13 protein-coding genes are annotated in these 12,252 nt (G+C 38.9%); 2 read left to right on the forward strand and 11 right to left on the reverse strand.

Annotated features, from left to right (window positions below; translation table 11 throughout):
• Positions 1 to 12: 12 nt before the first annotated feature.
• The 6 genes from ACOT8F_RS14650 to ACOT8F_RS14675 all read right to left on the reverse strand — a co-directional run bounded on the left by ACOT8F_RS14650 (position 13) and on the right by ACOT8F_RS14675 (position 6,209).
• Entirely contained in the window at positions 13 to 1,041 is a 1,029-nt protein-coding gene (locus tag ACOT8F_RS14650) for a zinc-dependent alcohol dehydrogenase (RefSeq protein WP_421652668.1), read from the reverse strand.
• Between the two features lie 142 nt (positions 1,042 to 1,183).
• On the reverse strand, positions 1,184 to 2,182 hold the full coding sequence (locus tag ACOT8F_RS14655; RefSeq protein WP_421652669.1) for an ABC transporter permease: 999 nt from the start codon (positions 2,180 to 2,182) through the stop codon (positions 1,184 to 1,186).
• Positions 2,163 to 3,662, reverse strand: coding sequence for a sugar ABC transporter ATP-binding protein (locus tag ACOT8F_RS14660; protein ID WP_421652670.1), 1,500 nt, complete (start codon positions 3,660 to 3,662; stop codon positions 2,163 to 2,165). The genes ACOT8F_RS14655 and ACOT8F_RS14660 overlap by 20 nt, the downstream gene beginning before the upstream one ends.
• 86 nt (positions 3,663 to 3,748) lie before the next feature.
• Positions 3,749 to 4,900 carry a substrate-binding domain-containing protein gene (locus ACOT8F_RS14665; RefSeq protein ID WP_421652671.1) on the reverse strand — a complete coding sequence of 384 codons (1,152 nt, stop codon included), beginning with the start codon at positions 4,898 to 4,900 and terminating at the stop codon, positions 3,749 to 3,751.
• A 16-nt stretch (positions 4,901 to 4,916) separates the two neighbouring features.
• On the reverse strand, positions 4,917 to 5,132 hold the full coding sequence (locus ACOT8F_RS14670; protein WP_421652729.1) for a hypothetical protein: 216 nt from the start codon (positions 5,130 to 5,132) through the stop codon (positions 4,917 to 4,919).
• 69 nt (positions 5,133 to 5,201) lie between these two features.
• Complete coding sequence (locus ACOT8F_RS14675; RefSeq protein WP_421652672.1) at positions 5,202 to 6,209, reverse strand: LacI family DNA-binding transcriptional regulator; 1,008 nt, start codon at positions 6,207 to 6,209, stop codon at positions 5,202 to 5,204.
• A 754-nt stretch (positions 6,210 to 6,963) separates the two neighbouring features.
• Between ACOT8F_RS14675 and ACOT8F_RS14680 the strand changes: the two genes are divergently transcribed.
• Positions 6,964 to 7,209 (forward strand): DUF2626 domain-containing protein, encoded by a 246-nt coding sequence (locus ACOT8F_RS14680; RefSeq protein ID WP_421652673.1) that lies wholly within the window; start codon positions 6,964 to 6,966, stop codon positions 7,207 to 7,209.
• 45 nt (positions 7,210 to 7,254) lie between these two features.
• Here the strand turns inward: ACOT8F_RS14680 and ACOT8F_RS14685 are convergent, their stop codons facing one another.
• Positions 7,255 to 8,316, reverse strand: coding sequence for an SAM-dependent methyltransferase (locus tag ACOT8F_RS14685; protein WP_421652674.1), 1,062 nt, complete (start codon positions 8,314 to 8,316; stop codon positions 7,255 to 7,257).
• A 3-nt stretch (positions 8,317 to 8,319) separates the two neighbouring features.
• The gene (locus ACOT8F_RS14690) at positions 8,320 to 8,952 is read right to left on the reverse strand and encodes an MBL fold metallo-hydrolase (protein WP_421652675.1); all 633 of its coding nucleotides are present in this window, start codon (positions 8,950 to 8,952) and stop codon (positions 8,320 to 8,322) included.
• 347 nt (positions 8,953 to 9,299) lie between these two features.
• On the opposite strand from ACOT8F_RS14690, the gene ACOT8F_RS14695 reads away from it, so the two are divergent.
• Entirely contained in the window at positions 9,300 to 9,479 is a 180-nt protein-coding gene (locus tag ACOT8F_RS14695; protein ID WP_421652676.1) for a DUF2759 domain-containing protein, read from the forward strand.
• Positions 9,480 to 9,570: 91 nt separating this feature from the next.
• Here the strand turns inward: ACOT8F_RS14695 and ACOT8F_RS14700 are convergent, their stop codons facing one another.
• From ACOT8F_RS14700 to ACOT8F_RS14710, 3 genes are all read right to left on the reverse strand, one after another.
• Positions 9,571 to 9,879 carry an MTH1187 family thiamine-binding protein gene (locus ACOT8F_RS14700; protein WP_421652677.1) on the reverse strand — a complete coding sequence of 103 codons (309 nt, stop codon included), beginning with the start codon at positions 9,877 to 9,879 and terminating at the stop codon, positions 9,571 to 9,573.
• 48 nt (positions 9,880 to 9,927) lie between these two features.
• The gene (locus tag ACOT8F_RS14705; protein WP_421652678.1) at positions 9,928 to 11,043 is read right to left on the reverse strand and encodes a YqgU-like beta propeller domain-containing protein; all 1,116 of its coding nucleotides are present in this window, start codon (positions 11,041 to 11,043) and stop codon (positions 9,928 to 9,930) included.
• Between the two features lie 62 nt (positions 11,044 to 11,105).
• On the reverse strand, positions 11,106 to 12,197 hold the full coding sequence (locus ACOT8F_RS14710) for a M14 family metallopeptidase (RefSeq protein ID WP_421652679.1): 1,092 nt from the start codon (positions 12,195 to 12,197) through the stop codon (positions 11,106 to 11,108).
• Positions 12,198 to 12,252 lie beyond the last annotated feature (55 nt).

Raw genomic sequence — 12,252 nt, forward strand, 5'->3', positions numbered from 1 at the left:
CTAGTCTTTTTTCTAATTCATACTAACTAATATTTTTAATGTATCTTTATTTTTATCTGCTTCGATAATCCCGTCTGCCAGGTTGTCCAGCGCTATTACTTTACTAAAGATATCTTCAGGATTGAATCTTTTAGAGGAAATTAATTCAATTGCTTTAATCCAAGTTCCGTAAGTACCTGCATAAGAGCCTACTATGGTTAACTCCTTACTGTAAATTTCAAAAGGTTTAATATCCAAAGTATGATCTGCAGGTGCCGCTCCATAAGCAACCAATGTCCCGCCTTTTCTGACCATCTGAAAAGCCTGTCTGTAGGTTGGCATAGCTCCAACAACTTCAAATACAACATCTGCGCCTCTTCCATCCGTGAAGTTCAGCACCTCTTGAACAGAATCTTTTTCAGATGCATCAATCACCATGTCAACTCCTAAATCCTTTGCTTTTTGGATGCGGGCTTGATTCATTTCAGAAATGATCACCCTGCTTGCCCCATTTAACTTTGCCATTCGTGAATGCGCCAGACCCATTGGGCCAGCTCCAATGATCGCTACCGTATCACCCATAGAAATGTTTGCTCTCTCTTGCCCTCTTATGACACAGGCCAGAGGTTCGATATAGGCTCCTTCTTCCCAAGACATTCCATTTGGTAATTTATAAACATTATTTTCAGGAACTTTAACGTATTCCGCAAATGCTCCATTAATATGGACACCAAGCTGTGTGATTTTTTCACAAAAGAGTTTTTGTCCGCTCCGGCAGAAATAACAGTTGCCGCAGCTAATATTAATATCAGCTGTTACCCTGTCCCCTTCAAAGACACTTGTCACTGATGAACCAATTTTCACCACTTCGCCTGAAAATTCGTGCCCTTGGATTAATGGCTTTGGAGCCGGGAAGTGTCCATTGAATATATGCGGGTCTGTTCCACAAATAGCGCAGGCTTTTACTTTTATCAGCAATTCGTTGTCCTTAATTTCCGGCACAGGTACATTTTCAATTCTAAGATCTTGTTTGTCATATAAGACTGCTGCTTTCATATTCATTAAAATTACCCCCTGAAAGAATCAATTATTTTTCCGAAAAGCGCTGTTCGGATGGAATACCCGAATACGCATAGAGCGCTTACATTTTTTTTGCTATTACTTTTCATCCTGACCTCATCTGCCGATTACCCAATATCTAAATCTAATTCTTAATCGTTTTCTTTCCGAAGGCGACAGCTAAGATGATAATGATTCCTTTGATGATCATTTGCTGGCTGACATCAAGTCCCATAATAATTAATCCATTGTTAATCGTACCAATCATTAAAGATCCAATGACTGTTCCAATTACCGTTCCAACACCGCCAAAAAGACTCGTACCGCCAAGAATAACGGCTGCTATCACCGATAGCTCATCACCCTCACCAAAGGTAAATCTTCCAGAATGCATACGGCCCGCATAAAGAAGACCAGCAAATCCTGCCATGAAACCAGAACCTAAAAATACCATTAGTTTGATTTTTTGCGTTTTAATTCCGGAAAACCTTGCAGCACTCTCATTCCCGCCGGTTGCTAATGTTTGTCTTCCAAAAGAAGTTTTTTTCAAAATAACATGCGCCACGATCGTTCCAATCACCGTCCAAAACAACAGGATTGGAAAAGGTCCGATGTCACCAGATCCAAAAATATAATTAAACACTTTATCTACAATCGGTACCGGTGCTGTATTGGTAACCCACATTGCCATCCCCTTTACGGCTCCCATCGTTCCAAGGGTAACGAGAAAAGAAGGAATCGCTACTTTTGTAACCAATAGACCGTTAACGAGCCCTACTAAGAGGCCAGTACCAACGCCCACAATTAGTCCGCCTAGAACACCATAACCTGCCTGTAAGGCTAATGCTGCAGTTAGTGAGGACAAAGCTGTAATTGAACCGACAGACAGATCGATCTCACCTGTACTAATGACAAACGTCATCGCAAGGCCCATAAGAGAAATCATTGCGGTTTGTCTGACAATATTCAGGATATTGGTTGACGTTAAAAACCCTTCATCAAACAAACTGACCGAAAAATACAAAATAACTCCAATAAAAGCAAGATAAACAATATAGTTTCTCCAATCTAAGCCCTTAAACCAATTTGATTCTCCTTTTATTGAAATGGTTGTGCTGCTTGGATTAATACCCTTGGATGGCATGCTCTAGTTCCTCCTCTGTTTTAATCTCTTTCCTCTTCAGTTCTTTCATTATTTTTCCTTCATGCATAATGAGAACCCGGTCACTTAAGGCAAGAAGTTCAGGGAGTTCTGAAGAGATAACCAAAATAGCTTTACCGTTATCAGCCAATTCACGAATAACTTCCATAATTTCAGTTTTAGCACCAATGTCCACACCAATCGTAGGTTCATCCATAAGTAAAACAGCTGGTTCATTAGCCAGCCATTTGGCCAGCACAATTTTTTGCTGATTCCCTCCGGAAAGCAGTTTGGCTGTTTTATAAATATCATCTGTCTTAATATTCAGTTTTTCGACAAGGGTCTTCGCAGTTGCATTGGCTTTCGCTTCATTGATCAGCTGTCCTTTTTTGACTTTCGAAAGGATCGGCAAAATGATGTTTTCTTTCACGCTGTGGTCAAGTATCAGACCCTGCATTCTTCGATCTTCAGGAATAAGGGCAAGCCCTGCGTTAACTGCGTCAGTTGGATTTTTAATGTTTTGTTTTTTGTTATTTAAGATAATTTCGCCGCTGTCTTTTGAATCAATTCCAAAGATGGCACGAACCAGCTCCGACCTTCCGCTTCCCATTAAACCTGCTATACCAAGAATTTCACCTGCATAAATTTTAAAATTAATATTCTGTAATTTCGTTCCTGATGATAAATGCCTTACTTCCAATACTGGCGTTCCAGTCTTGGAATAAGGCCGTTCTTGCCACTCAAAAGCTTTATCCATTGCGGCACCGACGATTTGTTGAATAACGGTTTCAAGGCTGGTTTCACTGCATTTTTCTGTCGTAACATATTTGCCGTCCCGCAAGATCGTGATACGATCACATATCTCAAAGATTTCTTCCATTCTATGTGAAATGTAAATGATGGAAAATCCTTTTGATTTCAGCTGCTCAATAAAGGAAAAGAGGACTTCTGTTTCTTTTTTGGTCAAAGATGAGGTAGGCTCATCCATGATCAAGATTTTCGTTTCTTGGGAAAGAGCTTTAGCTATTTCAGTCATTTGCCAATATCCAACACCAAGGTTTTCTACAAGATCATTGGGATTCATATCAACACCCAATTCCTTTAATAGTTCTTCTGTTTTGGATATGCATTCTTTGTCATTAAGTAATCCCAGTGGTGTTTTCGATTCTCTCGTTAGAAAAATGTTCTGGGCGACAGTCAATGTGGGGATTAAACTAAACTCTTGAAAAATCATCGAGATATAGTTTTTCCTGGCATCTTCAGGGTTGTTTATTTCGACCTTTTTTCCCTCAATGAAAATATCCCCTGAGTCTTTCGTATAGACACCGGTTAAAATCTTCATTAAAGTGGATTTGCCTGCTCCATTTCCTCCCATAAGGGCATGGACCTCACCCTTTTTAACAGAAAAATTAACCGAATCTAGCACTGTAATTCCATTAAAGGCCTTTGTCATGTTCTTCATCTCAAGCATGAGCTGTTCCAAGCTATATCACCTTCTTATTAATAGAGGCTGTTGGTATCAGCCTCATTCATTTTTTTAGATTAGTTGATTTCAACTCCTAATCGTTTCTATTGTTTTATTGCGGTTTTTATAATATCAGGGGCTTCCTGATGGTAAACTAGTTTCCATGCATCTAATACATTTCTCTTCGTTACACTCAATCCAGGAACTGCAACGTATGGCGGAACTTCCTCACCAAGCAGCGATTTGCCGGCTAAAATGGCCTCTGCAATGCCTTGGTCAAATGGCAATTGGGCTCCAAGGCCTTTGACAATTCCTCCTGAAGCGATTTCAGCAGCAACGTTCGTCCCCAAATCAACAGTTGTAATCACTAAGTTATTCTTTCCAAATGTACGGGCTGCCGCTACAGCGCCTTCAGCAGGTACATCCCAAATTCCAAAAAGGCCATCTAAATCCAGGTTTCTCGCTAAAATGCCTGAAGCAACCCTTTCCCCTTCATTAGGATTTGTGATTCCACCGCTTCCAACGATTTTAATACCTGGATATTTTTCCTTAATGGTTGTTTCAAAAGCAGCTCTGCGCTGGTTATTTACAAAAAAGTCAACATCATGAAAAATGACACCGATTTTCCCTTTTCCGCCAAGCTGTTTGCCCATGATATTCGCTGCCGCAACACCATTGCCATAGTTATCAGAGGAGACAACGCTTACATAATCCTTGCCCGGTTTTAGTCCAGCTGGCGGGTTATCCATAAAAACCAGCTTGACACCGGCATCTGCAGCCTTTTTAAAGGCTTCAGCAGTAGAAACTGGATCAACCGGTAAACTGACGATAATATCAGGGGATTTAGCAAGTACGGTTTCAATGTCAGAAACTTGCTTTTCCGCTTTAAACTGTGCATCCGTAACAGCGACAACTTTAATACCCATCCTTTTGAATGCTGCTTTGAGTCCGTTAATTTGGGCTGTTGAGTAGTCGTTGCCGGCATAATGCATGACAATGGCCGCTTTATAGTTCCCTTTTTTAATCTTCTTAATATCTTCTTCTGAGAGTTTTAAAGTTTTTGCCGAAACAGCTGTTTCTCCATGCGGTCCCTTACTTAAAATCTCTTTATCTTGAATTTTTGGATTAATCGTGAGTGGACCAGAGCTTGGCAAGTCTGTGCTGCTGCTGGCTGAAGAACTAGATTCACGGCAGCCGGCAAGCAAAAGACATAAAATAGACATGAAACAGGTTAACAGGATAAGTTTTCTTTTCATAAGGCTCCTCTATTCTTTATTCAGCTATCACTGGAATTCCAAAATTTGATAAAAACGAATGGCTGATCTCTGCTCCTCTTTTGGGCTTTTCATAGCTGTCCAATTCAACGGTGATCCAGTCACTGTAATGAAATTCATTTAGCAAATGGATCATTTCATTAAACATTTGATGTCCTTCGCCAAGAGGTAAAAACTCTCCGTTTTCATAGTCTTTAAAATGAATATATTTAATTCGATCAGCATACTTGAGTCATCACCTCCTTAATTGTAATCGATTACATTTTTTTAAAAAAGAAACTAATTAAGGCTCCAGCCTGCAGGGAGCACAGGAATCACGTATGACAAGCTGTTCATTTAATATAAAAAGGCTTTTCTCAATGTTTTCCTGGTTGATTAATTTCATTAATAATTCCATAGCATTAAAACCGATATCGAATGCAGGCTGTGCGATTGTAGTTAATGGCGGCTCAAAGATGGAGGCGAACTTTATATCATCAAAACCAATCACCGAGAAATCCTCAGGGACACTGTACCCCTTGGACTTAATCGCTTTGATTGCGCCAAACGCCATCTCATCATTAGCAGCAAATATGGCAGTTGGAGGCTTGTCCAATGCCAAAAGCTGAAGCATCTTGTTAAAACCGCTTTCATATGTGAAGTCGCCTTCTTCTATATAAGATGACTGTATAAGCCCTCGATTCTGTAACATAGCATGCTGAAAACCAATTAACCGGTCACGGCTTAACACGGAATTGAGCGGTCCTGAAATGAATCCTATTCTCCTGTGTCCCAAGTCAATTAAATATTGAGATGCTCTTGTGGCACTTCCTATATTATCTATGGATACGGTTGGAATCTCAGATCCAGCTGTATATTCACATGCCAATACAACCGGATAGTCTTTTGCTAATATATCAACTAGCTGATGGTCAATTCTGGCCGTTAACAGGATCATTCCATCGGCATTTTTTTGCCGCAGCATATTTAAATAACCGCTTTCTTTCACATCCTTGTTGTCGGTATCCCCAAGTAAAATTTGGTATCCCTTTTCTGAAGCAACCGCTTCAATCCCCCTTAGCACCTTGGAAAAAAAGGTGTTCGTGATGTCCGGGACGATAACAAGAATCGTTTTGGTTTCTAATTTTCTAAGCTGCCTCGCCAATAAATTTGGCTGATAATTTAATTCTTTAATTGCTTTTAACACTTTTTCTGTTGTTTCTTTTTTTACTGTTCCTGAGTTAGTAATCACTCTCGAGACAGTTGCAGTAGAAACCTTGGCCTTTTTCGCTACATCTACAATTCTTACCATGCCATTATTCCTTTCGGTATTTTATCTGATTTTATTGTAAACGATTACATATTTTATAGCAACACAATTTATAGAATTAGTGCTATTTATTTATTATATTATTCGAAAAATTTGTTTCATACGCCGGAAGAGAGAAGAATAAGGACTGATTGCTAATAATGTAAACCATTACAATATCTTCAGAACTCTGCCTTATGATGCATCCAGCCTTGATCCCCTTCTTTATGAAGCTTTATGCTTTTTCATTATTCTTAAGGCGAAGCCAAGCATGCGGGTTAACTTTTCTATCTTTTATCTTAATCACCATACACCATGTAAGAAATACCCATCAAAGGGTGATCATTCTTTTCTGGTGGCGAGAATTTCTTCGATTCCTTCTGTCGTGAGTTCTAGAATTTTTTCAGTTCGTTATCCGTTTGCGTTTCCCTGAAGAGTTGTCCCGTGAAAATGAATTTCATGTAATTTAAAGCATTGCTTTGTTTTTCGGCATGTAGTCCAGCTTACATCCGTGGAAAGGGTTCATTCATCTATTTTGTTTCCTTCTAAGCGATTGTACAAAAACTTTTTATATGCAACTGAATTGTACATTTGTACAATAATTGCATATCAAAAGCTCGCAGATAATTATGAACATTTTATTACAAAGGAGATTTTTCTTCATTTTTCAAGGAATGGAAGGAAGTTGGGTTATTTACAATAGAAGGAAATCTCAGATATAATGAAAACAATGAGAAGGGGTAAAGGAGGAATACATGTGGACCGGATGTTTAGGGTATTAGGATTCTGGACTGGTATCTTTGCTGTCATGTTTTACCTTGGGGATATGGAAGAAACATCTTTATTGTTTTTTGCGCAAACTGTCTTTTTTGTCTTTTTATCTTACTTAAAATTAACAGAACGCATGTATATTTATATTTTCGGCGCTTATTGCACAGTTTTCTTTGTTGGATTTACCTACTGGACGACATTTATGATGATTCCTGGAATGGGCCAGGAATAGAATAAAGAGAAGCATTTAAAAAAGCTGCACAGATGTGCAGCTTTTTTAAATGGGGACAGTCAGGTTTTTTCCGTGAATGAATACATGAAAGGCCTGACTTAAGCCATTACCCGCTAAAAGGGATGAAATGGCTCTGTTATGTCTGCTTTCTATTGAAAATGGATCCTGCCCTGAGCAATCAATGAGATAATCCGCAAATCCTGTTTTCCATAAAAAATCATTTTGTCTTCCCTCATAAAGAATCTCCCATCCCTTCTCCTCTGCTTTTTTCTTATAAGCATCAAAATGGATGTGTACTGTTAAATCCATGTTATACGGGTGCATTAGAGGATCATTCACCATAACGTGCTGATAATAGCCGCGAAGACTTCCTTCTTTATGAACCTCATTCATTAGCTCTTCATTGTAATATCCATAATCAATCATGATGATGATGGCAGAGTCCGTTTTAGCATTTATCTTTTCCATAAAAGAAAGCATATGAAGAGGTACTTCATATCGGTAGCCTTCCTTTAAAGATAAGTTTAGCCAGGTTAAATAGTCTTTTATTAGAGGATTCGAGAGAGGAACCATTTTTTCTTTTAATTTACCTGCATTATCTAACGCAACACGAACTTCCCACAAGGTACCGTTCTTTTTTTGGATCACATCAACAGGAAAAGCATCATACAGCTCATTTGAAAAGATAACGCCTTTATATCCTTCTGGCAGCTGATTCAGCTCCCGTAACTGCTCCATTTTGAGAGCCTCCTGAAGAGAAGAATGATAAGAGCTTTTCTCGAGGCTTATCATCGAATCTAAACGCACATCGAACTCGGGCAGAGCGTTTAAAAAGGCTTTTGCAAAGGCTCCTGTCCCTCCCCCTATTTCACAAAAATAAGGAGGAATTCCACTGCCTTTAGTCCACTCTGAAAATAAGCGGGCAAAGTGCCTTGCAAAAAAATCAGAATGATTGCTTGCTGTATAAAAGTCACCTTTTTTGCCTATTTTTGCCCTATTCTTCATATAATAGCCTGAGTCTTCCCCGTAAAGCGCTTCTTCCATGTAATCTGAATAAGAAATGGAACCTCCGCATTGCCTAATGATATTCTGCAGGCGTTCAATCATTTTTTAAAAACCATTTAGAAACGGATTTTGATCCATTTCTGCTTCAATGCTTGTTTCTGGACCATGGCCAGATAAGACGAGCGTTTGTTCAGGCAAGCTTAAAAGCTTTTCATGAATGCTTTTAATCAGAAGATCATGATTTCCCCCAATCAGGTCTGTACGGCCGATGCTTCCTGCGAAGAGTGCATCTCCAGAAAAAACGAGATCAGATTCCTTATGATAATAAGAGACACTTCCAGGTGAGTGTCCTGGCGTTTCAAGTACTTTTAATATGAAAGGTCCTATAGTCAGCATCTGCTCTGAACGAATAAGATGCTCAGCTGGATTGGCGAGAATCGGTTCCGTCCCCATTCTCATGGAGCCGTTTAATTCAGGAGATGTAAGCCAGTCTTTTTCCTCGGCATGTATGTAAACTGGAATTTCCCAGCGCTCTCTTACCTTATCGACTGCCCCGATATGGTCAAAGTGAGCATGTGTTAAAAGAATAGCGAGCGGTTTTAGGCCCTTTTCCTTAATATAGTTATTTAGTTTATTTCCTTCACTGCCGGGATCAATAACAAGGCAATCTCCTTCTTCATTATAGAATAGGTAAGCATTTGTCTGTATAGGTCCAAGCGGAATACGTTGCCATTTCATATAATCACCTCACTGGAGCTTTTTTGTACGGCCTCATTCTATTATCAGCGAATTTATTCAATTTTTCAAACGATTGCTATGGCTCTTTTCTTAAACTTTGTTGCTCATGACCCTATATTACGTTTACCAAACCATCGGCAAGGCAATATCTTTGGCTGAATGCGTGATAGATAAGAGCTTGAACGAACAGCAGCAATCTTTGCGAAAACATCCATTGCTTACACCCCTCGTTTATCCATAGATTTGACCTCGACAATCGATATGAAAACGGTTAAACTAATTTCAAGGCAATTCTCATAATTTTCTAATTTTAATCTTCAAAAGAACTTGAGGTAAGGGGGCAAAAAATGGGGATAATCATTATTTTTTCGCTGATTGCTTTACTGGGACTTGTTGGTTTATATCGAGCATTTAAAGAAAAAAACTTTTTAAGCATGTTTTTTTCTCTTGGGGCTGTAGCCATTTTTGGCTGGTTTGCCGTAATGACACTCATTCATCATGGTATTCCGGTTGTTTCTCACGTTTAACAAAAAATTTATCATGGTTACAAAAAAAATCCTTAACAAGTAATCCCCGGCTCACAAGGCCAGGGATTTAACTTTTTTCTGATGAAGCTGCTCACATTTTATTTTTAACACTTTCCAGTTTCCCCTGCATTGTCGTTACTTTATCTCTTCTGTCATCTATTCTGATATTTGTTGCGACTCGTTGTATTCCTTTGTTGTATGGGGCTTCATGAATGGCTTGAACTACTTCGAACAAATCCTTCAGTTCCCCTTCTATAAGGGTATTCATTGGTGTTAACTGAAAGGTAATTTTCCCCTCTTCTTTGTATTTCTCTAAAATGTGATGAATGTCCGCTACATAGCTTGAAACACTTGGTGATCCTGTCCCAATTGGTATAATCGTTACGTCAAAAATAGCCATGCCCATTACCTCCTCTTCTAATCCATTTCTTGCTTAGTTTATCACATCTTATTTAAAGACAATCATTGAAGAGGCTGTATGCTGTTTCAATGAAATGATTTTTTCATATCTTGCTCCATATAAAGCCCAGGTCCCATCCGGAGAAATAGAGATGGGTTCGTTTCCAAGGTTTTTGGCAATCACTTGAGGTTTTTTCCCTGCAAGAGAATAAGCCATAAGATCAAATGCGTTCTGATGTTTTTGCCGGAAAAGATAAAAAAGCCTCTGATTCGGGTCGAAATCATAATTAGGCGGCTGCCATTCAGAATAATTTGATAGGAGCGGAGCGTGCATCGTCATGATTTCACTTCCCGATTTCCAATTACTGAACGAATAGGCACCCATATGCGATTCATTTTCCATCCCGATTGTTAAGAGGATATCTCCATAAACCTCATGCTTGACAGCCTTTGATTTTAATAGCTTTTCTTTTCCTGATTGCAAGCTGAATGAATAAAGAGGTGCTTCAATTTGCGGTTCATCCTTATTCCATTTTATATAACTCAGATTTTCAGCATCTTCCCAAATGACAAACGGTATTTCGAGAGGACTTTCTTCTTTTTTATTTGACAAGGGATGAAGAAGAAACGTTTTGAAGGTCCAATCTTCATTAAAGGCTGTTACATATAACTCATCAGAATCCTCTTCATTCCAAGCTGTGTCCAGCTGATAGGCCGGAATCTTGCAGCTATAAACAGGATTTCCTTTTTCATCAAGAATCTTTAGTGTATTGTTGTTTGCTGTACTGCTTTCTTGCAAGAGAATCAAGTTGCTTTTTTGATTGATTTTTACTGCATTAATTGTTGAACTGCTTTTATAAATGGTTGTCTTCTCTCCAGTGTGGATTTGGTAGCTGTACAGAATAAATTGATGGTTTTGCTCTTCAACTATTAAAATATGTTCTGCATCCATCCAGCCTGACACCATATGAAAGTTGTTCTCACTGGTTTTATAGGTTTTTAGAGGTTCTTCTTTCTCATGGCTGATTACTGCAGGAGATTTAATGGCATGCGGTTGTTTTTCACGAGCCTGTTCATGCTGTAAATTATTGCATCCTGTTAAAAAAACGCCAATGAGGAGAAAGCTTGCAGCTGCAGAAATTCTTTTACCTTTTTTTTCTTTCACCTCAAAGTTCCTTTCTCTTATTATTTTTAATATTGCTCCTATTTTTCAGGAAGCATAGCTGCTTATAGATAAAGGGATGCCCAAAAAATCCCTTCGCCTTTATGGCAAATAGATTCAAATTGCTCGATTGGAAGCGGATTAACCCCATATCCAAGTTCTACAGTAAAGCCGGCTCGGCCCCATTCATTGATAAACCAGTCTCTGAATCCTGCGTGGCTGTCAATGTTTTGAACTGCTTTATATCCGCTTCTAATTGAAAATTCTTTTACAATTAGAGCCGCTTCATCAGGCTCTTTTTGCAAGTATCCCCAATAAATTTCTTCCCCTTGTGTATGAAAAGCAATCAGCCTGTCGAATTTTTTTTTCTTCACAAGTTCAGCCATTACAATAGCTTCCGGCTCTGTTAACGGATTGTCTCCAGGGTAATCCCTGGGTGCAGGGGATTTAGGTTCTTTTCTTTCTTTTTCAATTTCCCAGAGAGCGGGAAACTGATTATTAAGATCAATGCCGCGAATATTGGCTTTCCACTGGGAGAAATCATTTGACTGTCCATTCATTTGCATTAGTTCCTGATAGTTTGGCTCGTTTGAAGAAACTCCGTGATGTACGAGGTTTACGCCATCCGGGTTGACCATTGGCACAATCGAAAGGGTTGTGTTCTCATAAATTTGATTTACAGATATTCCGTAAATAGAGGATTCCTGAATGAGGGCCAGCAAATAACACTCTAAAAATTGCATGAGGGCTGCAGAAGTAATCCATTCATTTGCATGAAACGAAGCATTCATGTGGATTTTTTTTGATCCGTTTCCAATTGTCAACTCATAAATCGGCTTTTCAAGTACACTTTTGCCAATTACCTGCTGACGAATGAATGGATAGGTGGCAGTCAATAGAGCAAGATCTTTTTCCAGAGTATGAAAATCATAGTTTTTCTTACGATTCACTAGAAGTTTGTTTACTTTTTGAGGAACGGCTGATGGAAATAACCCAATACATTCATTATCTTTAAAGCCCGGAACAGTTAACTCTGTGCCTGAAGGCAATATATTAGCAAGCATTCCTTCATTCGAGTCTTTTATCAATTGAACAGGCACCTTCACCTTTTTAGCCAATTCACTCAAATGGATGTTTTCTTCAATCTGTAATTTCATGGGATGTCACCCTTTCTTATATTCATTTTATGTAGGTGAATTCCTTTTTGAACAA

Source organism: Chryseobacillus diguaensis, from assembly GCF_049220665.1.
GTDB lineage: Bacteria > Bacillota > Bacilli > Bacillales > Bacillaceae > Metabacillus_B.